Annotated in this window: 17 protein-coding genes and 1 pseudogene; 9 read left to right on the forward strand and 9 right to left on the reverse strand. The window is 48.2% G+C overall.

Features of this window, described 5'->3' with window-relative positions:
* Positions 1-277: 277 nt before the first annotated feature.
* Both O3C43_08130 and O3C43_08135 read left to right on the forward strand, forming a co-directional pair.
* On the forward strand, positions 278-1,825 hold the full coding sequence (locus O3C43_08130) for a long-chain fatty acid--CoA ligase (GenBank protein ID MDA1066456.1): 1,548 nt from the start codon (positions 278-280) through the stop codon (positions 1,823-1,825).
* 510 nt (positions 1,826-2,335) lie between these two features.
* On the forward strand, positions 2,336-2,464 hold the full coding sequence (locus O3C43_08135; GenBank protein MDA1066457.1) for a hypothetical protein: 129 nt from the start codon (positions 2,336-2,338) through the stop codon (positions 2,462-2,464).
* Positions 2,465-2,600: 136 nt separating this feature from the next.
* Here the strand turns inward: O3C43_08135 and O3C43_08140 are convergent.
* From O3C43_08140 to O3C43_08150, 3 genes and pseudogenes are all read right to left on the reverse strand, one after another.
* Positions 2,601-2,939 (reverse strand): annotated as a pseudogene (locus O3C43_08140) (IS630 family transposase).
* Positions 2,840-3,502 (reverse strand): winged helix-turn-helix domain-containing protein, encoded by a 663-nt coding sequence (locus O3C43_08145; GenBank protein MDA1066458.1) that lies wholly within the window; start codon positions 3,500-3,502, stop codon positions 2,840-2,842. The pseudogene O3C43_08140 and the gene O3C43_08145 overlap by 100 nt, the downstream one beginning before the upstream one ends.
* 590 nt (positions 3,503-4,092) lie before the next feature.
* Positions 4,093-5,541, reverse strand: coding sequence for a sulfatase-like hydrolase/transferase (locus O3C43_08150; protein ID MDA1066459.1), 1,449 nt, complete (start codon positions 5,539-5,541; stop codon positions 4,093-4,095).
* A 296-nt stretch (positions 5,542-5,837) separates the two neighbouring features.
* Here O3C43_08150 and O3C43_08155 point away from each other — a divergent pair, with 296 nt between their 5' ends.
* Complete coding sequence (locus tag O3C43_08155; GenBank protein ID MDA1066460.1) at positions 5,838-7,055, forward strand: MFS transporter; 1,218 nt, start codon at positions 5,838-5,840, stop codon at positions 7,053-7,055.
* Positions 7,056-7,101: 46 nt separating this feature from the next.
* Here the strand turns inward: O3C43_08155 and O3C43_08160 are convergent, their stop codons facing one another.
* Genes O3C43_08160 through O3C43_08170 form a run of 3 tightly spaced genes read right to left on the reverse strand, consistent with a single transcriptional unit; the run spans position 7,102 to position 8,638 of the window.
* The gene (locus O3C43_08160) at positions 7,102-7,992 is read right to left on the reverse strand and encodes an alpha/beta hydrolase (GenBank protein MDA1066461.1); all 891 of its coding nucleotides are present in this window, start codon (positions 7,990-7,992) and stop codon (positions 7,102-7,104) included.
* A gap of 5 nt (positions 7,993-7,997) precedes the next feature.
* A complete protein-coding gene (locus O3C43_08165) occupies positions 7,998-8,402 on the reverse strand; it encodes a type II toxin-antitoxin system VapC family toxin (GenBank protein ID MDA1066462.1) in 405 nt (134 codons plus the stop codon).
* The gene (locus O3C43_08170; GenBank protein MDA1066463.1) at positions 8,399-8,638 is read right to left on the reverse strand and encodes a plasmid stability protein; all 240 of its coding nucleotides are present in this window, start codon (positions 8,636-8,638) and stop codon (positions 8,399-8,401) included. The genes O3C43_08165 and O3C43_08170 overlap by 4 nt, the downstream gene beginning before the upstream one ends.
* A gap of 36 nt (positions 8,639-8,674) precedes the next feature.
* On the opposite strand from O3C43_08170, the gene O3C43_08175 reads away from it, so the two are divergent.
* The 3 genes from O3C43_08175 to O3C43_08185 all read left to right on the forward strand — a co-directional run bounded on the left by O3C43_08175 (position 8,675) and on the right by O3C43_08185 (position 13,940).
* The gene (locus tag O3C43_08175) at positions 8,675-9,973 is read left to right on the forward strand and encodes a serpin family protein (protein ID MDA1066464.1); all 1,299 of its coding nucleotides are present in this window, start codon (positions 8,675-8,677) and stop codon (positions 9,971-9,973) included.
* A gap of 569 nt (positions 9,974-10,542) precedes the next feature.
* Complete coding sequence (locus tag O3C43_08180) at positions 10,543-12,570, forward strand: S9 family peptidase (protein MDA1066465.1); 2,028 nt, start codon at positions 10,543-10,545, stop codon at positions 12,568-12,570.
* A 50-nt stretch (positions 12,571-12,620) separates the two neighbouring features.
* On the forward strand, positions 12,621-13,940 hold the full coding sequence (locus O3C43_08185; protein ID MDA1066466.1) for a serine hydrolase: 1,320 nt from the start codon (positions 12,621-12,623) through the stop codon (positions 13,938-13,940).
* A 215-nt stretch (positions 13,941-14,155) separates the two neighbouring features.
* On the opposite strand, the gene O3C43_08190 is transcribed toward O3C43_08185, so the two are convergent.
* Positions 14,156-15,571: a sulfatase-like hydrolase/transferase gene (locus O3C43_08190; GenBank protein MDA1066467.1), complete on the reverse strand. Its 1,416-nt coding sequence runs from the start codon at positions 15,569-15,571 to the stop codon at positions 14,156-14,158.
* Between the two features lie 81 nt (positions 15,572-15,652).
* On the opposite strand from O3C43_08190, the gene O3C43_08195 reads away from it, so the two are divergent.
* The 3 genes from O3C43_08195 to O3C43_08205 all read left to right on the forward strand — a co-directional run bounded on the left by O3C43_08195 (position 15,653) and on the right by O3C43_08205 (position 19,386).
* Positions 15,653-15,985 (forward strand): hypothetical protein, encoded by a 333-nt coding sequence (locus O3C43_08195; protein MDA1066468.1) that lies wholly within the window; start codon positions 15,653-15,655, stop codon positions 15,983-15,985.
* Positions 15,969-18,173, forward strand: a complete 2,205-nt coding sequence (locus O3C43_08200) for a pyrroloquinoline quinone-dependent dehydrogenase (GenBank protein MDA1066469.1) — start codon at positions 15,969-15,971, stop codon at positions 18,171-18,173. The genes O3C43_08195 and O3C43_08200 overlap by 17 nt, the downstream gene beginning before the upstream one ends.
* 127 nt (positions 18,174-18,300) lie before the next feature.
* A complete protein-coding gene (locus tag O3C43_08205) occupies positions 18,301-19,386 on the forward strand; it encodes a PKD domain-containing protein (GenBank protein MDA1066470.1) in 1,086 nt (361 codons plus the stop codon).
* A gap of 361 nt (positions 19,387-19,747) precedes the next feature.
* On the opposite strand, the gene O3C43_08210 is transcribed toward O3C43_08205, so the two are convergent.
* Together O3C43_08210 and O3C43_08215 are read right to left on the reverse strand one after the other, a co-directional pair.
* The gene (locus O3C43_08210) at positions 19,748-20,383 is read right to left on the reverse strand and encodes a hypothetical protein (protein MDA1066471.1); all 636 of its coding nucleotides are present in this window, start codon (positions 20,381-20,383) and stop codon (positions 19,748-19,750) included.
* 28 nt (positions 20,384-20,411) lie between these two features.
* Positions 20,412-21,023 (reverse strand): PepSY-associated TM helix domain-containing protein, encoded by a 612-nt coding sequence (locus tag O3C43_08215; protein MDA1066472.1) that lies wholly within the window; start codon positions 21,021-21,023, stop codon positions 20,412-20,414.
* Positions 21,024-21,067 lie beyond the last annotated feature (44 nt).

Consider the following 21,067-nt stretch of genomic DNA (forward strand, 5'->3'; position numbering starts at 1 on the left):
AAGGTCGTAACTCACCGCGCTTTTAATTACACACCGGAGATTCGGTAGTAAGATACCTCCTGCTACCAAAAACTTAGATGCGGGATCCGGGGTGCTCTCCTTCGCCCGAGGGCTTCGGCGTGACAAGTAGGAACAATATTAATCGCGATCCCGAGCGTTTTATAATTACGGGTCGCGAATTTACCGAGGCCTTAGCCGGGATTTTTCTCGCCAACCAGATATCCTATTTCAAGATTCCAGTGAATACCCACGCAGAATCTAAAATCCCGAAATTACTATGTCACTAAACCTAGGTGTTTTATTAGCGAATTCAACAAGGCAATACGGCTCCGAAACAGCACTCATTTTTGAGGAGGAACGTTATTCCTATGATGAGTTGGACTCCGCTGTGCGGAAATTTGCTGCGGAATTAATTGATGCCGGAATCGAGCGCGGCGACAAAGTTGGGATGATGATCTCTAACAGCTCTGAGTTTACCATTGCCTACTTTGGAATCGTTTACGCCGGTGGGGTCGCTGTAACTTTGAATACACTGCTCTCTGCAGATGAAATCGTCTACCAATTGACTAACTGTGAAGCCAAGGCCTTCATACTCCACAGGGATTGCCAGGTGGCCGGGTTGGCGGGATATGGAAGGTGCGAAACTTGTAAGACTCTTTACCTTATCACAAATGGAGATGAGGACTCCATACCATCAAACGCCAGAAGTTTTTCTGAAGCCTTGCAAAGGTCGGAACATGCGGATGTATGCCAAACTATGGCCGACGATACGGCGGTTGTTATTTATACCAGTGGAACCACAGGCCACCCGAAAGGCGCCGAGCTTACCCACTTCAATCTGTTCTATAATGCCCAGTATATCGCTGAGCGTATGTTTAGTATATGGCCCAAAGAGATTAACCTGGTTCAGCCTGGCTTCGTAGGATTCGGCGGTCTTCCACTGTATCATATTTTCGCTCAAACCGCAGTCCAGAACGCCATACTCCTGGGCGGCGGCACTGTTACCTATCTTAAACGATTTACTCCCGCTGACGCAGCGCGCATCATTGAACGAGATAAGGTAACCTTCTTTCCAGGAGTGCCCACCATGTATTTCGCAATCCTCCACGATCAGGCATGCAAGGATGCAGACCTTTCGAGCGTTAAATTCTGTGTCTCCGGAGGTGCTCCCATGCCGGTTGAAGTTAAAGGCAAGTTTGAAGAGAAGTTCAACGTGAGGATTCAGGAAGCCTATGGACTAACAGAGACGTCTCCTCTTGCAACCCACCAGCCGCTGGATGAAACCAAAAAAATCGGGACCGTTGGTAAGGCGATTGCAGGAACGGATATGAAGGTCGTCGATGAACAGGATCAGGAGATGCCCCAAGGCGAACGTGGTGAAGTCATCATGCGCGGTCACCACATCATGAAAGGCTATTACAAAAATCCGGATGCCACGGCTACCGCACTGCGCGGTGGATGGTTTCATTCAGGTGATATTGGCTACATCGATGAAGAAGGAGATCTATTCATTGTCGACCGCACAAAGGACATGATCATTCGCGGAGGATACAACGTCTACCCCCGCGAAGTTGAAGAAGTGCTATACACTCATCCTGCCGTGATGGAAGCAGCGGTCATCGGGATTCCACATGAAATGTACGGTGAGGAAGTTAAGGCAGTGGTCTCTCTAAAGCCCGGACAGAAAGCAAGTGCTGAAGAAATTATCGCTTTTTGCAAACAACACATCGCCGCCTACAAATACCCACGCCATGTGGAAATCATTGACTCCTTGCCCAAAGGCCCCACCGGAAAACTTCTCAAACGCGCATTGCGGGAGGCGTAACTAAATCGTCGATACCAACCAGGTCCTACAGCGAGATAGCCAGCTTAAACAAATTCCAGGCAAAACATATTTATCCGCAGAGGCGAAACCTCATGATGAGAAAAATCATGGATAATTGGACTGGAGCTTTTCTTCCTCAAACCTACATTCCTGATTAGTTTGTTCCATATTCTTTAACCATTAGTCTCCGCCAAGGCACGGCTGATTCCACTGATAAGCACTGATTTTTTCTTTTCGAAATACCCGGACCGCATCTGTATAAATCTGCGTAATCTGTGGTTGGTATTCAGCTCTCCAACGTCAAGGTGTCCAATCGGAGGGAGCGCAGCTTCCGAAGATTTGGACAACCGACTGGTTGAACAAAGCCTCTACGCGGCAGAAGGGGTTGAGTGTGCATGGGGTTTGAAAAACCGGCAGCCTATCGCTAGACTACCGGTCTTATGAAACATAAAAAAAGTAAGTACAACCAAAATCGAAAACCCGCTTTATTACAATCACAAATACGATTGTATGAAGCTCTTTGCCGAGCATTTTCACCTCAAGGACGTGTCGCTGCGGACGATGCAGGCCTACTACCGTGCGCTGCGCTTGCTCTATGAGCATTTCGGGAAGAATCCGAAGTATACTGTCGCACGTTAAGTTTTGTGATTCTCAAAGAACTGGAATTTGAGAGTAAGCAACGACTCAAGTTCAGCCTTATCTTCATTGGATAATTTTTCAAGACAGTGGTCGATGCGTGTTTGAACTTGTCAAAGGTTTCATAGTAACGGTTGGCCAGACAACGTTTTTTAACCAGTTTCCAAAGTCTTTCTATTAAATTCAAATTGGGACTGTACGATGGCAGAAACAGTAATTCGATATTCAGTTCTTCGGCTTTTTGCATCACGGTCCGGCAGCGTTGGTATCGAGCGTTGTCAAGAATCAGGGTAATGGAATCTTCTTCGTATTGGCTCCTTATTTTTTCAATCAGTTCGCACACCGTCAACGCATTGATGTAGCCGGTGTTTTTGATGCTTATGATTTCCTTGCTATGGCTGTCGAGCGCTCCCAGCACGTTGTAACGCTGCCGTCCGGATGATGTCTTGATAAACGGACGGACGAAACACCATACCATTCCATTCCGAGAAACGCGCCCAGGACAAAATGGGCGGCGTCCACGAAAAACACCTTGCGTTGGCCTCTGGAGGCCTCTTCCAGACGGGGCTTCATCTCCTCGCGATAGAAATCGAATTGGAGTTGCGGATCCGCTTTTGATGGAATCGATGAACATTTCCTCAGTGACATTCCCATTTTTTTCATGATCCTGCGCGTTTGGGATTCCGATAACTTCAGCCTCGTCATTTTTTCTATTCGCGCCACCGCGTCCTTGGCGTTTTGCACGGGTATGATTCTAAAGGAACACTCGATGCATTGCATAAAGGGCTCCAATGAACCGGACGGACAATAATAGCGATTCTCAATCAATTCACCTATGCCGCCATCGCGGAATAGTTTGATATAATTGGTCACCGTATTGGCGGAGAGCTTCATGCAAGCGGAGATGAAGGTGTTGTTCGCCCCTTCATGATGCATGGTAATCACCAAAAGCCTGTTTTTATTGCGCTGGTCGATCATGGGGTCGTCAAGAGCCTCGTGAATGTCGGAGATATCCTGATCGGTCAATTGCAGTTTAATCATGTATCCATAATACAGATACTTATACTGCGGTCAATGAAATCATCATCCTTTTTCACAAAAGTTGTTGCGCGTCAGTATAACTAGAAAGAACTTTCGCATAACTATTAGTATACGTGATTATTTTAATGGGATAAGTATTCTCAATTTGAAGAATGAGTTTTTTTAAGTAGCTAATGATCATGTCAAAGGATGATTGTATGCGGAGATTTATCAATGCCAATTTCCTTGTAAAACATGATTCAGAGTCAAGCTGTGTTAGCATTGATGAAAACGTGGATTCAGAAAGTGCGGGAGCCCGAACGGGGGTTGGACAAGGGGAATCGTAATGCATGGTGGATTACCCAGAGGTGGTATCTGAAATATGTTTTTCAGCGCGGCGAGAGTCACTTGTAGATGTGTCGTCAATATTTCCTCGGTAGTGCGAAACAAGAGCCAGGCGATCCAACTAGTCGTGACAATGGCAAAGTGTTATGGAAGGAAGCCGTTCTGATCAGGCCGAATCTCACCGACTGGCAGAAGGAGGAATCGGGTCAGGCAATGGCTTGGTATTTTAAGACGCTGGGGGCATTTGATAATGCTGGTAGAACAATTCAGTAATCCATCCCATTGGCGCTGGCTTCGCAGGAGATCTGCCAGGCGATGAGCTGAGAGCGCATTTTCTTAACCACCTCGGGATGTTGATCCGCGATGTTGGTGGTTTCGGAAGGATCGGCAATCAGGTCGTAGAGTTCCCACTCGGTCATGGGGGCGGTGCCGTTGTCTGAATTGAGACGTTTTTCGTTGGGGTTGTGGACGAGCTTGAAACGGTTGTCGTTCAGAGTTGCCAGTCCATGTCCATCGAAGCCGATAGGACGAGGGCGCTCTTTCAAATCACTTTCAATCACTGGCAACAGTGAGATGCCGTCGTACGGTCGCAGGTCCATTTCGGGTATTCGGAATCCAAGCACGTCCAGAATAGTTGGAAAGTAATCACTGGTGACAGCGGGGAAATCTGTAACACGACGGGAGACCCTGGCAGGCCACTCCAGAATCCCTGCCACACGAACACCACCTTCGTAGAGGGAACGCTTGCGTCCCCGAAATGGTCCGGCGCTCCCTTGATTGCGACCCTTGGCTTCCGGGTTACCTTCGGGGCCGTTGTCGGCGCAAAACCAGACCATGGTATTGTCGGCGACTCCCCACTCTTTCAGTGAGTTGCGAAGGCGTCCAACCTGTTCATCCAAGGCTGTGACAACTCCATAGAAGTGTTGTTTGCCTTCTTCTTCATTCGGATACATGGCCAAATACTCAGGCCCTGCAACGACAGGTGTGTGGGGCGCGTGAAACCAGATCACGGTAAAGAAGGGCATGTCGGTCTTCACTTGTTTTTCGATAAATGGAAGTGCCCTGTCCATAATGATACGGCTATCACAACCGACCAATCCTTCTTCGACACCATTCACAACGTTCTTTCCATTCTCCCAGTAGAGTACCCGAGGATCAACGACACCGTCATGCGCGTTAGCCGGATCGTACGGATCCCAGGTTGAAACAGCATACTCAGTGGCAAACCATTCGTCCGAACCGGATGTCCCGGGTGTCGAATAGTTCTCCTCCGGATTGCGTCCTTTCTTACCGGAGTATTCCGGAGTCATCGTACCCAAATGCCATTTGCCAAAATGTCCGGTGGCATAGCCTTGCATTTTCATCACCTCTGCCAAGGCGACTTCCTCGTCCGCCAGGTGTCCTTGATTCGCGGTAGGAATTCCGTAACGCGAAGGATGCCGTCCTGTCAGCACAGATCCACGAGTCGGGCTACAAACCGGTGCCCCAGCATAGAAGCGGTTAAACTTCAAACCGCTAGCGGCCATGTCATCGAGGTTGGGAGTCTTGATAACCGGATGCCCGTTGTAGGCCACGTCGCCCCATCCCAGGTCGTCGGCCATGATGAGGATGATATTCGGACGTGTGGATTCTGGAGATTCAGTGGAGGTAGTCTTAGGGGAAGCACCACAACCAACCAAACAGACGCACAGCAATAGGTAAAGTAGACGAAGCATAATTAACTAAAAGACAAGTTCGACTCCAAATACAACCGTCATTTGAACGAGTAATTAATAAAATCAAAGCTCTCCTCTTCTGTTCCTTTAATCTGATGCCTTAATAGATTTGCCTGCAAACTTCCAAACTGCGGGGACAGTCACGATTTGATTCGCATCAGCTTCGTCATAGGTCTAGCGTATATTTTGTTTGGCTGTGCAGGTCCAGTTTCGCAATCTCTACATCAAAAAACGCTGAAAGAGTAAGACTACAATAAAGATACGAAGTAATCGAAAAAACGAACTTCTTGCCGACCATGCAAACACAACTCAAAGTCAAACTGTCTTTCTTCAATTTCCTGCAATACTTCATCTGGGGCAGCTGGTATGTCAGTATGGGCGCCTACCTTTCGGGAACGCTGAAGTTTGGTGGACAGGAGATCGGCGCGGCCTATGGCGCATTCGCGATTGGTTCAATGATCTCGCCTTTTTTTGTTGGACTCATTGCTGACCGCTATTTCGCCTCGGAGAAAATGCTGGCTGTACTGGCATTGCTCGGAGGCGCGGCACTTTGCTTGTTGCCAAGGTTCGACACCTTTCTCCCATTTTACTCCACGTTGATTATTTACTGTGCCCTTTTTACACCAACACTCGCATTGGGAAACTCTCTCGCTCTCAACCATCTTAAGGACGCTAAGACTGCGTTCCCTCGCGTGAAGCTATGGTCGGCCGTAGGATGGATTGGCGGCGGCGTCACGCTTACGATGCTGAAAGGAGAGCAATCATCGATACAATTCTACCTGGCCGGTTGCGCGTCTATCGCTCTGGCAATCTTTTCGCTTTCACTCCCTCATACGCCGCCACAAAAGACCGGCAAAGATGTCGGCATAGGAGAATTGCTTGGACTGGACGCTCTTTCGCTGATGAAGAAACCGTCTTTCGCTATCTTCATTTCCTGTATGTTCCTGATCTGTATTCCCCTCTATTTCTACTTCGTGATGATGGGGATTTACCTCACTGAAATCGGATGGACAAGAATAGCCGGTAAGATGTCTCTCGCACAGGTTTCGGACGTCATCTTCATGTTGATGCTGCCTATCATGCTGAAAAGGCTGGGCTATAAGAAAACCATTTTTCTCGGAATTCTCGCATGGTGCGCCCGCTACTTCTTCCTCGCCGGGAGCGTCAGTTTGGCCGCGATGAGCGCGCCCCTTATCTTTGTCGCTATCCTGCTGCACGGAGTCTGCTACGATTTTCTGTTCATCGCTGGGCAGCTCTACGTCGATGACCAGGCCAATCCACGGATCCGCGCCGCCTGTCAGGGATTCATCGCCTTTATCTTATGGGGCGTCGGCGCATTTGTTGGCACCATGATTGCGGGTAAGGTTCTGGCGATGTATGAGATTACAAATTCCGCAGGTGCCATAGTCCATGACTGGGCAAAGATCTGGCAGGTCCCAGCCTTTCTGTCTGTGGCCGTGCTGCTTGTTTTTGCGATATTTTTCCGCGAACCGCCACGAAAGGCGGAACTGTAAAAATACCATTATCGAGTTGAAAATCTTTTCAAAGAAAGGGTCCGTTTCACTTCAAGTGTTTATCAAAAAACGCGATGGCTCGCGCAGACAACATTTCGGGACTCTCATCCGCATTACGAAATCCATGGCCACCGTTTTTCACTTTGTATAATTGAGACTCTACACCCACCTTTTGCAGGGCACGATAGAGCAGCTCGCTTTGATTGTAGATCACGGACTCATCCTTATCCCCGTGCATAAGTAGCATAGGAGGATCAGAGGGTGATACGTAGGTAATGGGATTCGCACGCTGGGTTTTCTCAGGATGATCCTGAATGGAACCGCCAATAAATAGTGATTCAGGTGAATCGGCTGCGTCATGATCAATGCCACCGGTCACGTCGTTCATGCGCAGAAAGTCAGTGGGACCAAACCAGTTGCAAACAGCCTGAACCGTAGGTGAAGCCATTTTGGTTACAGAGTGCGTATCAAAGATAAGCACATCATTGGTGGTGCCCAACAAAGCTACAAGATGACCTCCAGCCGAGGAGCCCCATACTCCAAAACTATCAGGATCGAGTCCTAGCTTCGGAGCTTTCCAACGCAAGTAACTGATCGCGGCTTTACAGTCTTCAATCGCCGCCGGGAAGATCGCCTCGCCGCTCAAGCGATACTCCACCGAAGCCACCGCGTAACCGTGTTTCAACGCATCCGCACATTGATTAATTCCGTTCTTGCTTCCGCCTCTCCATCCACCCCCGTGAATCCAGATGATCAAGGGTAACGGTTTGGTTGCTCCGGGAGGGATATATAAATCCAGAGGCAATTCACGATCCCCCACCTTTTGGTAGATAATATCTTTCGTAACTTTCGTGCCTGCGGGTAGCTGAGGTCCGCGATTCTGTTGAGCAAAAACGAGAAAAGGAAATAGAAGAAAAACAAGGGCAATAGTTTTCATGGGGATTATGTTGAAGAGAAGTTTTCCGGATCCAATGCCAGCTTAGGCATTTTATTAAGTAGAGCTTTATCCGTTGTAATTAATTTAGTGTCCAGCTTCATGGCAAGGCTTGCGAATTCAGCGTCGCAGGCTGAAATCGACAATCGTTTTGAAACTTCCAAAATGGATGGAGATGCCACCGAATATTCCCGATCAAACAGCAGGCTCTCAGCCTGTTGCATTCTGGCAACGGCTCCCTCCAATGACATGGCGGCATGCCGCATATGGGTTGATAATACATTGCGAAACTCTGACCTCCAAAGAAATGGAACACACCATTCCGGATCTGCAAGTAGTACCTTTCGGCAGTCTTCTGTCCTGATTCCCTCAATTAAGAGGTAAGCGATTATGTTTGTATCGACAACTATCACGGTCTGCCTTCGGAGAGCGCCTTTTCCAACAATTTAGTGTCAAGCCGAACAGAGTCGGACACTCTGATTTTGTCGACGGATTGTAATACCTTGGTGACATCAATCTGAGGTACAGCCACCACAGACTGCAAGCAGGACACCACCTCCCCATTCAACGAACGTCCGTTGCGCAATGCTCTTTCCTTCAGAGCACCATGCACAGAATCCGGAATGTTTTTAATAGTAATTGTAGCCATACATAAATTCCATATTGGTTGCATTATGATTGTCAAATGGTTAAAGCCCCAGACAATTATTCCATGCTTAAATGGCTTACCCATTCGCTCCTTATTTTTACCTGCGCCGCATCTTCCGTTTGCGAAGCACAGGATTCGTTTTCAAAGGCCGTCAATACATTTGGAATCGAATTGCTAAGCAAACACTTCGATAATTCACAAGATACATCGAATTTCGTGATTTCCCCCTACTCCATTCAGACTGCATTTTTAATGGCTTACTTGGGAGCGGTTGGCGATACCAGGGACGAAATTAGGAAGGCATTGCATTACCCGAAGAATGACGAAGATCTTTTGTTAAACGTTTCTCGAATAAACGAGGACCTCAACAGGATTCAAACGGAATTCCAAGATTTTGATAAGGAGGAAGGTCTGCATCCTGCCATTGCTCTAAACGTCGCAAATAAACTCTATATTCAGCGACAATTTGTCCTTAACAAAATCTATTTGGAAAGCCTGAATCAGCTACCAGCTTCGGAAATTGGTAAGCTGGATTTTGAAGGCAACCCGGACGCGGCGAGAACCGAAATGAACAAGTGGGTTTCCGAATGTACCAAAGGCAGGATAGAAGAATTGATATCAGACGGCAGCATCGGAACAGATACCCGAGCTTGTTTAATCAATACACTTTATCTCAAGGCGGCCTGGGAATCTGCATTTGATGAAGACCTAACCAAAGCTGAAAACTTTTGGATTAACGGGGTTGAAAGGAAGAACGTTCAAACGATGGTTCAGAAGCAGCATTTTGGATACCGGAAAATCCGACAGGGAACAGCCATCTCTATTCCTTACACGGGCGGGGAACTTCAATTTTTAGCTTTAATACCGGATAAGAAAAACGGCTTATCCGACATCAGAAAATCCCTTAATCCAACCCTGCTTGATTCTTGCAGAAAGCTGACTACCCAACGGGAGATCGAACTTCATTTTCCAAAATTAATTCTCAAACCGTCTTCTCTGGATCTCGGGCAAATACTTCAAAGGATGGGTATTCAAAAAGCCTTTGATATTCCAAGAAACAGCGCCGACTTCAGCGGAATGATAACCATCTCTCCAAGCGAGTATTTCTACTTGGGAAAGGTGATACATCAAACATGGCTTGAGGTAGATGAGCTAGGAACCGAAGCCGCTGCGACCACGGGCATAGAAATGTTACTTGCATTTGGAATTGAGAAAAAACCGGAACCGCTGATCGTCCACATTGATAGACCATTCATTTTTGCCATTCAGCATATTCAATCGGGAATCTGTTTGTTCCTTGGATACGTAAACCATCCGGAAGAAATCGGATTATAATTAAAGACAGGGGGTGTGACTGTTTTTCACTTCGTTGTCGGTCAAGACCTCGGTACAATTAATACCTGAAACGAAAGGATGGCTATAGTATAGGAGCAAATTTGTTCGCCACTCGTAAATCAAAAACCTTCAGGTCGCGACTAAAGTTGCTCCTGCTTATTCTGGCTGCTGCCGGTTTGGATGATTTTCTCGCGCATATTGAGCAAGCGCAGGCAAAAGCGGTTTATAAAAAATGATACGAACAAGATTGTCCCGGTAGTTGCTCCACCCGCTGCTCAAGTTTAGCGGAAGGGGTAATCTTTCCTTTCCCAACTATCAAAAGCATTATTCCCCCAGCGTAGGGCTCGATGCTTGCATCAGTGCCTTGTCCGGCAAGGTTATGGATCACGGAGGCCAAGTTGCAAGCAACTAGCCCTACAGCGAAATTTAATCTCATCCCGTATTATTAAATCATACCTAGGAGGAAACAGCTGCAGTATCCGTTTAAGAATAGAAAGTCCCAGGAATAGGCGAATCCTCAATACAATCTAACCTTGCCCAAGGGGTTTCTCAAAATAGTTTGGTTTCAGATGAAACTCATTCTGATTCCCCTGGCTGTTATATTTCTCTGGTGTGGTGCGCAGGCTCAGGCCGACAAACCCGCATTCAAAAACCTCGATGTCTTCGAATTGGAATACGCGGATGATCCACAGATTTCACCGGATGGGAAATCCATCGTCTATGTGAGACGCGGCATGGATATCATGACCGATAGAGCCTACGGTCGTTTATGGATGCTGAACTCGGATGGAACCGATCATCGTAAGCTTACCGCCAGAGAGGTCAATGAATCCAACCCCAGGTGGTCGCCCAGCGGAGACAGGATCGCGTTTGTCAGCTCAAGTGAGAACGGTAGTGAAATTTACGTGCTTTGGGCGGACACTCAGCAATTGGCGAAGATAACGGAACTGGATGGATCACCTTCCGGGCTAAGCTGGTCACCGGATGGAACTCATATAGCCTTTTCACTCAAGGTGGACGGAAAAAAGGACGAACTGGTGAAACCGCCCAAGAAACCGAAAGATGCGAAATGGGCAGAGGCACCAAGAGTGACGACCCTCCTGAAGCATGAGCGCGATGGCTCCGGCTACATCTCTCCTGGGTTCAGCCATTTCTTTGTTGTGCCCGCCGATGGGTCGACTGCTCGCCAAGTTAGCTCGGGCGACTATCATCATAGCGGAACTCCTCAATGGTCACCCGATGGCAGGTCCTTGGTCTTCTCGGGCAATCGGACCGAGAACTGGGAATTTGAATTTCGAAACTCAGAAATCTACAAACTCGATCTTGAGACTGGCTCGATCGAAGTCTTGACCGATAGAAATGGCCCTGACCACAGCCCAACTATTTCACCGAATGGGAAGCAGGTCGCTTACCTGGGATTCGAAGATAAGATACAAACTTATCAGATTGATCGTTTATTTTTAATGGACCTGGACGGCTCCAACAAACGAGAGATCGATCTCAATCTTGATCGCAGTATTTCCAATCCTTCCTGGGCCAAAGATGGCAACGGTATCTACTTCCAATACGATAACCATGGTAACACAAAGATAGGTTATGTAAGTCTCGGTGGTAAGGTAGAAAAAATTGCCGATAACTTGGGAGGAACAGGAATTGGGCGACCCTATGGAGGCGGCTCCTTTACACTCTCCGAAGATGACGTAATAACTTACACTTTTTGCACACCCTACCACCCAGCCGATGTGGCTGTGATTTCAAATACCGAGGTGAGTGTTCTCACACACCTAAATGCCGACCTGCTCGATCACCGGGAGCTGGGCGAGTTTGAAGAAGTCTGGTATACCTCCACCTTCGACCAACGAGCACTCCAAGGATGGATCGTAAAACCACCTAAGTTCGAACCAGCGAACAGGTATCCACTCATGGTGGAAATCCATGGGGGGCCGGTTTCGAACTACGGAGATCGATTTTCTGCAGAGATGCAATTGGCCGCTTCTGCTGGCTATGTAGTCTTCTACCCAAACTTTCGGGGCAGCACCGGCTATGGCGAGGAGTTTGGAAACTTGCTCTACAACAATTATCCGGGTGACGACTATCAGGACATCATGGACGGCGTGGACGTCATGATTGCGAAGGACTACATCGATGAAGATCAATTGTTCGTGACCGGTGGCAGTGCCGGAGGAATCATGTCGGCCTGGATTATTGGAAAGAACCATCGCTTCAGGGCTGCGTCGGTAGTGAAGCCAGTTATGAACTGGATCAGCAAGACGCTCACCGCTGACAATTACTACGGCTACGCCAACTATCGAATCCCCGGACAGCCCTGGGAAAACTTTGAGGACTACTGGAAATTCTCGCCGATTTCGTTAGTGGGAAATGTGGAAACACCCACTCTCGTCATGGTCGGCATGGAAGATCTTCGAACTCCCATCTCCGAAGCCAAACAACTTTATCATGCCTTAAAACTTCGAAAGATCCCAACAGCGTTTGTCGAGATCCCCGGTTCCTATCACAATATCGCTAATCGACCCAGCCAGCTTATAACCAAAGTTGAACATACCCTGGCGTGGTTTGAGAAGTACAGGAAAGAATAGTAGTCCTGAAAACCGCTGGTCCAAATCTTAACCGCAGCCATCAAACAAGGATGACGAGCCGCAGAGACAGTCTAATTTCAACCGAAGAAATCAATGCGATATTAACGGATAGGATAGACGGAGCAAAGAAGAGCACAGGAATGGTTATCGGCCTTATAGAAGGTTATAAGACCCGGATAATAAGTCTTGGCAATATAAGTAAAGAATCAAATCAACCTGTGAATGGTGATACGATTTTCGAAATAGGTTCTGTCTCCAAGCTATTCACGGCGGTTCTGTTGGCTGATATGCATCTCAAAAGTGAGATAAAACTATCAGACCCAATATCGTCATTTCTTCCTGAGGGAGTGAGAGTGCCAACCTACGAAGGCAGGGAAATCGACCTCCTCAGTTTGGTTTCTCATCGCTCCGGACTTCCTCGCATGCCTAGCAACTTGAATCCTAAAGAGCTTACTCAACCTTTGGCGGATTACTCTCATACCGATTTATACGAATTTCTTTCCGGGTATCAGCTAGACCGTCCCATTGGAGAAACCTATGAGTACTCGAATATCGGCTATGCGTTATTAGGACACCTGCTCGAACGAAGAACAGGACTCAACTATGCCACGTTGATCCATTCTAGAGTATGCGAACCGTTAAAGATGACCAGCACGAGTGCCAAACTTGAACCCATGCTAAATAGCCGATTAGCTGTCGGCCACGGCCAACAGATGGAAGCCGTTCCGCCATGTCAGTTTTCTACCTTTGAAAGTGCGGGTTCAATTCGATCATCAGCAAATGACATGTTGAGATTCATTTCCGCAAACCTCGAATCTGTTTCATCACCGATGGGGAAAGCTCTGGCTTTAACTCGCGCACTTAAGAATGGCTCTAAAGATGAAGATGGTTTTGGCTGGGTAACTGCGGACAAATTTGACGCACCAATTTACTGGCATAATGGAGGAACCAACGGGTTCCATAGCTTTGTCGGCTTTCGAGAAGATAATCAAACTGGAGTTGTTGTTCTATCCAATTCAGTGAGTTTCATCGACGATATAGGCCTTCATATTCTTGAAAGGCAGTATCCATTAGCAAAAAGGAGAGAGGCCATTCAATTAACCACTCAACTTTTACAGGACTATGTCGGAGAATATCGATTTAAGCCAAAGATTTCTTTCCATGTAAGCTTAGAAGGAGAAGAACTTCTTGCAAATGTAACTGGGCAACCACCCCTACCAATATATCCAGAATCCGAAACTGAGTTCTTTTTCGAATTCGTGGATGCCAGATTGAAGTTCATTCGTGATGAAGCGGGTCAAGTCATCAAAGTTGAACTTCACCAGATGGGAATCGTTCAGGTGGCTGTTAAGTCTTTGCAGGAAGGATAAAATACTATTCATGCAATAATGTTACCCGCCAATATAATAGCATATTAGGTCAATTCAGAGACGATCACACATCCACTCAGTCCGCAAAAATAACTCTGTTGTTTGAAACAGGCTCATTTGAGGAGAACTGGGATAACCAATACAATCTCAGAACTCATTGGTATTTAAACTCCCGCTTTTTCACGATTATATTGAAGAAAATATGCTTCCGAAAATCAGTAATCCTTCCCTTCCCAACTATCGAATACGGACGCTTGCCACTGCTCCAGTTCAGAAAGCATCCGCTTGACTCGAGCTGATTCTTTCTTTGAAAGATCGTTGGACTCCATCGGATCGTTCAACAGGTTGTACAGTTCTACGGTTACTTTATCCGCCTTTTGAATACGGTGCAGCTTCCAGGGCCAATCGTTCCAGGCGGCGTGACCTTGGTAATCGCCTCTTTCCAATTCAGGAAACTCCTCAACATTTTTAAGTAGTCGCTCCGGATGTGGATTGGGGAGCCCTTGTTGCTGGGCTTCCATCAATGCCTTAATGGTTCGGTCGCTCCAGGTGCCTTGTCCGACAGTGTGTAAATGCCAGAAGCCCATTGGAGGCCGCTGAGTTCGCCGGCCAGCAATAATGCTCGAAAGGTCTATTCCATCGAGCCGTGGTTGATGCGCCACTTTGCCATTAGCAATCGAAAGCAAGGTTGGGTAAATGTCGGTGGCACAGGACGGAGTTTCAATCGTTCCCGGCTCCAGCTTACTCGGCCATTCGATGATCGCAGGAACGCGAAGTCCACCTTCGTAGATGCTTCCTTTTTTCTCACGACCGCCGGACGAAGCTTCGACGAGACCTCCGTTGTCACTACAGTACCAGACCAGGGTGTTGTCAGCGATACCCATATCTCCTAGGCTTCGACGTAGCCTGCCCATTTGTTGATCAAGCAATGTGATTTCAAGAAAATAACCGCGACTCTCTTCACCCTTATAAAGATCCTCCCCTCCCGGAAAGTCGACCGGAGTTTCTTCGTGAGGACTATGCGGTGAAGGAAACCAGGTAACGGTGAACATCGGCTTCTCGCCGTCCTTGTGCTTTTTAAGAAACTCGATCGTGGCATCCATACTGATGATGGAACCCTGACCTTTCGGGTTTTCGTAAACGCCGTTTCGACTAAGATAAGGATCACGATCAAAGAAGTTTAACCCTGAAAACCATTCATCGAAGCCCGCACCTCCTGGACTGGTCGGGCTTTCTTTTTGAACCGATCCTATGTGCCACTTTCCAAAGTGCCCGGTCACATAACCGGCATCTCTAAGCACCTCCGCAATAGTCACCTCGTTGGGGCGCATATAGTGCCCATGATTGGGGACATTGGTTCGCATGGGAGTTCGACCCGTCATCACACTGGCACGGGTTGGCGAACAGACAGGAGCACCGGCATAAAATCGATTAAACACCACTCCGGCTTTGGCCATGGCATCCAAGTGGGGCGTTTTAACAAACGGGTGTCCGGTAAAGCCTGCGTCCCCGTATCCCTGATCGTCCGCCATTACTAAAAGAATGTTAGGCCTGGAATCCTGGCCAAACGACATCTCAGATGCGAGCGCCAGGATTAGAAGCGTATAGAGAGAAGTGCGAAGAATCTTCATTTGAAAGAATTCAGAGATTGAGGTGCAACACAGCGAAAAGCAATTGCCTATAACAGGGCACTCACTTAAACAATCAGTCCTATGGCTGGAGTAGGCACCAAAAAAGTATTTGAAGATGATCGGGTTATCGTTTGGCACCTCGACCTGGAACCCGGAGAACAAGGGGATCGGCACACCCACGTGCTTGACTATACTATACGAGTGATCCAAGGATCAACTCTCGAAGTCTGCGGCCCGGATGGAGAACTCCTGGACACAGTGGAACTCGAAGCAGGTGGCGCCCTCGCCTTCCAGATACAAGGAGATCAAATCGTATCCGATCGTCCTGGCTATCCCGCTGTTCCGGCAACCCACAGCGCCAAAAATGTCGGTCCAAATACGTTCAGGGAAGTTCTCATTGAATTTAAAAACTAACCTTCGACTCGCCATTCGTAAACGAAACAAGAACTCCCCGATCTCAACACCCAAGGTCTACTTATTCCTCATAATTTTCTTAATTGGCTGTAGTGAAGGTCAAAAAGAAGAACCTTCCGATTACTCAACCTGGAGTGCTTATGCTGGGAGTGCAGATGCAGCCCAGTACTCGAGTATCGATCAGATCAATACCTCCAATGTAGGCCGTCTCGAACTCGCCTGGTCTTTCTCAACGGAAGATAACAATTTGTATTTTTTCGCTCCACTGGTCGTGGAAAACCGCGCCTACGTTCTGGCCAAGAACAACTCGATCGTAGCCATTGACGCAAGCAACGGAAAAGAAGTTTGGACCCACACGCTGGAACCCGGAACCGTTGCGATCACCAACCGCGGAATTAATTATTGGGAGAGCAAGGATAGGTCCGATAGGCGACTGTTCTTTGCAAGCGACCACTTTCTGCGGGCCCTCGATGCTGAAACCGGAACAACAATTAATAGCTTCGGCAAGGACGGTAGTGTCAACCTGAAGGAAGGTTTGGGGCGAGATCCGGATTCGTTTACCATCGTGCAATCCCGTTCGCCCGGTCGAGTCTTCGAAGATTTGTTGATTCTTGGTTCGGCAACGAATGAAGGCTATGGGTCTGCTCCTGGAGACGTTCGCGCGTACGATGTCCGCACCGGAAAGCTCGTTTGGTCCTTCCATACCATACCTCATCCGGGAGAGTTCGGTCACGAAACCTGGCCAGAGGATGCCTGGAAAACAGTTGGCGGCGCCAATGTCTGGACCGAGTTCACCTTGGATGTGCAGCGGAAAATCGTTTACCTGCCGGTTGCCAGTGCGAAATACAATTTCTACGGCGCGGACCGGGCAGGGACCAACCTCTACAGTAACTGCCTGGTTGCCCTGGACGCGCGAACCGGCGAACGCATTTGGCACTTTCAGTTTATCCACCACGACATCTGGGATTATGACCCCGCCACTGCCCCAAAGCTTCTGACGGTAGAACACCAAGGCGAGATGATAGACGTTGTGGCTCAGGCGACCAAACAGGGTTTTGTTTATGTCTTTGATCGAGTAAGCGGAATTCCGCTGTGGCCAATTGAGGAACGAAAGGTTCCAATAGGTACTGAAATGCCTCGAGAAACGCTGTGGCCGACACAGCCATTTCCAACGGTTCCTCCACCTTTCGCACGTCAGACATTTACCGTGGATGACTTGAATCCCTATATTGAAACGGAGGAACGGGCCAAGTTCTTCGACTACGTTCAAGGTGCCCGCAACGAAGGCTTGTTTACTCCTCCTGGCCGAGGTGACACTATTCAAATGCCGGGCAACAACGGCGGAGCAAACTGGGGCGGCGGCGCGGTCGATCCGAAAGCGGGCATGCTCTATGTCGTTTCAAAAGATCACCCGGCCATTCTGAAACTCGAACCGGATCGAGCTCAAACGATACCACCGCCCGAAAACCCTGAACTGCGTGGCTCCTATCTTTATGATGTCCATTGCCACAACTGCCACACTACATCGGCTCAAGAAAATGCCATGGCGGTTTCGTCTCTGGTTGGAGTCACCGACAAACTCAACGATCAGCAAATTCTCAATATCATAAAACAGGGACAAGGACCCATGCCCGGCAATCCATCCATTTCGGAGTCTGATATGCAGTTGCTTGTGGATTATTTGAAACATCCGACCCCCATTTTAAAGTTGTTGGGTAACGAAACGGTACAACTGGAAAACAACGCGCGATTTGTCAGTGGCTTTGGACTTGTCCGGGCGAGCAATGGACTTTCACTCATCGGACCTCCATGGACCACAATCACTGCCTATGATTTGAACGAGGGAACTATTAAATGGCAGATCCCTCTGGGCGAAGTTCCGGAACTCGCGGCAAAAGGCATCAGAAATACCGGATCCGTTTACCAAAAAGTCGGACCTGTCGTAACCGCCGGCGGTCTGCTCTTCGCCGGATCAAAAGACAAAAAAGTGAGAGCGTTCGATTCAAAAACCGGTGAGCTTCTTTGGGAGAGAGAAGTCTCCAATGGAGTTGAAGGAATACCCGCGGTCTATCAAGTGGGCGGTCGTCAATACATTCTCTTTTGCGCTTCCTCCCAATCGGGCCTGTCCCGCGACTCCGAAGTCATCATTAAAGGCGAGTATATCGCCTTCGCCCTTCCGGAAAATTGAACCCATCTATGTTAAAAACCATCTGAGATTTCCTACGCGTTCTCGTCGAATCAGATTAGGACAAATGGGTTGCGATCAGCACTCTAACCTTGCTCGAAAAAAACAGAAATCTAAGTTAATCCATGCCGTGAAAACTTCTCTTATCTTACTCTTCTCTATCTTTTTCACTCAGCTGGCATTGGCCTTGGAACGGCCAGGAGTTGAATTTCAAATTTTTCAGTTTCCTGCTGATGCCATACCGCGCATTGATGGAAATACAGATGACTGGGATATGGTTCCGGAGTCGTATTCCATAGGTTCCGACCAGCTCCGGGATGTGCGAGTAAATCCGGGAGCAAAAGTCGATCCTGACTCACTCGACGTAAAAGTGAAGGTCGGATGGGTGAAAGGAATGAATCAACTCTACTTTCTCTATGAAGGCTGGGATAATTACTGGGATTTCGCGCTGGCAAACCGGCACAACGATATCTTCGAGTTGGTCGTCGATGCCGACCTTTCGGGCGGGCCATTTATTTCGCGCATGCACCCCAATCAAGATCTCACTCCAATGGAGGCACATCTATCTTTCCACGGGGTCCACGCGCAAAATCATCACATCAACACGCCCCATGAAGGGCAGGACTGGGACTTTGTCTGGGGGAGCCAACCGTGGATTGGGAAACTACCTTACGCAAACGCTGCTTATTCCTACGACTTTAAACCCGGAGAGAGCGGAAAGCTAACTTTGGAATTTTGGATCACACCCTTCGACCACGCCCCACCCGATCCGGCCCGCGCTATCGTATCACAACTAATCGAAAACGAAATCATCGGCATGTCCTGGGCGGTTCTCGACTACGACGATGTCGACAATCCGGATAGTCGCGCTTACACTGGGTTCTATAGTCTCTCCCATGAATTTGACATGATCGGTAACGGAGACCATATGGTGGCCTTTCGATTGATGCCGTTGGAGGAGCGATTCCGTGACCCACTGGAAGCGTCTTGGGAATTTAAAGTGCTAGATATGAAACGCCGCTTAATCGCTTTTCAGGACACATCTTATGGAGACATCACCAACTGGCATTGGGACTTTGGAGATGGCAACGAATCCACTGAACAACATCCGATTCACAGTTACTCCGAGGCTGGGGAATATGTTATCACTCTGACAATCGAAGGCCCCGCCGGTAAGGACAACCATACGCGGGTGCGGGCAGTGGCAGTGAAGTGATCCGAGGCGTAAAACCAGCATCAGATATGGTCAGGCGACAAGGAGTCTCTTCAGCCTTTCCAGCATCAAGGCTCTGAAGCAGAACTGTAGGAGGGGGTTTATCCCCCGATCACTTGACTGAGCTTCGAACAATCGGGGGATAAACCCCCTCTTACAATTTTCTATATCGGAAAGATCCTTGGAAAGAAAATGCCAAGCGAGGGCTTGGCGTTCCCAGGATAATCGCAGTTGTACCGAGACCTTCGGTCGACAAATTGGTAGGGCGGGAGCGTCCCTGCTCCGCCGCCGAATACTCAAGAAATACTCGGCACTGCGAGGACGCAGTGGCCCAACCTTTCGTGATTGAAATATAGATGAGTAGTTAACCCATCAGAGTAAGCCCCCAAACGAAAAAGGAGCAGACCAGAGTGCCCAAGGCCAAAGAGGCAACAACCCATCGCCGACTCTCTTTTATCCTGAGTCCCATGTATAAGGAACTGATAACGATGAGGATCAAACCGATACTCAGGGCGTCCATACTGAAACTCCAAATTCGCGTGAGAAACCAATCTTTTTCTTGTACCGGTTCATTCCAAATGCCTCGAACTCCGGTAAAAGTGTGCAAGTCTGCAAGAATCCCGACGGGTTGAGGTTTTGCGAGAGTGACCGTCGCCAATTGAGTAGCGAGATCGACATTGATCGCGTGCCGCTGGTGAGGACGCATCACCATGAAGGCAAATTTTTCCGGATTCCCTTGAGCTCGTAAAATGATTTCCCCTTCCAATCCCAGCTGCTCTCTCAGGTCCTTGGCCTTGGCAACGTCATCCATGTCGGTAGAAACCGTGACCTGTCTTTCACCCGGAGTCCGTTCGATTTTTCCATGAAACCATTTGGGATGATTCATAAAGAGACCCGAAATGGAAAACAGCCAGATGAACAGCAGCATATAGAGACCAAGGTAAATGTGGATTTTTCGGTTCCACTTCTCGAATCCTTTCAATGCATCGTTTTTATTCATAAGTGTAATTCGTTGCTGTGGATAAGGATCAGATATAGATTAAGGCAGCCACTATCGAGACGAACGAGGCGACCCCGCCACCGAGCAGGAACAGACCCATTTTCCTTTCGGCCTTCAACAGAATCCAAAGGTAGATACCGCTGACCGTGAGGAACAACGTAAAGTAAACCACCGAATCTGCCAACCATCCCCATAATTTTGTAATACTCCAATTGGGCACCCGATGTAAGCCGGGATTGAAATGCAGATAGTTTATCGCACCCAGGAGACCGTTACTTCTTTCAAGTATGGTTGCTTGTTGCTCCAGTAAATTTACCGTGACCACTTTGACGGATCCTGGGCGAGCAACACGAATAATGGTTTCATTATTCCTAACCTGACCACCGCCGGCGATTTCTCCGGTGAGCTCCAACTGCTCCAACACCTGTTTCACCAACTCTGGACCTTTTGCATTCTGATCCACCTGGATCGAAATCGGAGCTTGAGCCTGGTCTACGGTTTGCGGTCGAACACTATGGTTCAGATAAAGAGTGCTAACCGCATAAACCAAAATGAATGGACAGATAAACATCCCGATATAGAGATGCAATTTACGGGTCCACTGATAGAGACCTTTTGAAGTCGGAGACGTTTTCTTCATGTGGTAAAAATTAAAGCTAACTACTGTTTTGCCCAAAGCAAGAT

Source organism: Verrucomicrobiota bacterium (assembly GCA_027622555.1).
Lineage (GTDB): Bacteria > Verrucomicrobiota > Verrucomicrobiia > Opitutales > UBA2995 > UBA2995.

Bases quoted from the DNA above. Each gene is read 5' to 3' on its own strand.
- O3C43_08130 (MDA1066456.1), top strand. From the start codon at position 278: ATGTCACTAAACCTAGGTGTTTTATTAGCGAATTCAACAAGGCAATAC.
- O3C43_08135 (MDA1066457.1), top strand. From the start codon at position 2,336: ATGAAGCTCTTTGCCGAGCATTTTCACCTCAAGGACGTGTCGCTGCGG.
- O3C43_08145 (MDA1066458.1), bottom strand. From the start codon at position 3,502: ATGATTAAACTGCAATTGACCGATCAGGATATCTCCGACATTCACGAG.
- O3C43_08150 (MDA1066459.1), bottom strand. From the start codon at position 5,541: ATGCTTCGTCTACTTTACCTATTGCTGTGCGTCTGTTTGGTTGGTTGT.
- O3C43_08155 (MDA1066460.1), top strand. From the start codon at position 5,838: ATGCAAACACAACTCAAAGTCAAACTGTCTTTCTTCAATTTCCTGCAA.
- O3C43_08160 (MDA1066461.1), bottom strand. From the start codon at position 7,992: ATGAAAACTATTGCCCTTGTTTTTCTTCTATTTCCTTTTCTCGTTTTT.
- O3C43_08170 (MDA1066463.1), bottom strand. From the start codon at position 8,638: ATGGCTACAATTACTATTAAAAACATTCCGGATTCTGTGCATGGTGCT.
- O3C43_08175 (MDA1066464.1), top strand. From the start codon at position 8,675: ATGGTTAAAGCCCCAGACAATTATTCCATGCTTAAATGGCTTACCCAT.
- O3C43_08180 (MDA1066465.1), top strand. From the start codon at position 10,543: ATGAAACTCATTCTGATTCCCCTGGCTGTTATATTTCTCTGGTGTGGT.
- O3C43_08185 (MDA1066466.1), top strand. From the start codon at position 12,621: ATGACGAGCCGCAGAGACAGTCTAATTTCAACCGAAGAAATCAATGCG.
- O3C43_08190 (MDA1066467.1), bottom strand. From the start codon at position 15,571: ATGAAGATTCTTCGCACTTCTCTCTATACGCTTCTAATCCTGGCGCTC.
- O3C43_08195 (MDA1066468.1), top strand. From the start codon at position 15,653: ATGGCTGGAGTAGGCACCAAAAAAGTATTTGAAGATGATCGGGTTATC.
- O3C43_08210 (MDA1066471.1), bottom strand. From the start codon at position 20,383: ATGAATAAAAACGATGCATTGAAAGGATTCGAGAAGTGGAACCGAAAA.
- O3C43_08215 (MDA1066472.1), bottom strand. From the start codon at position 21,023: ATGAAGAAAACGTCTCCGACTTCAAAAGGTCTCTATCAGTGGACCCGT.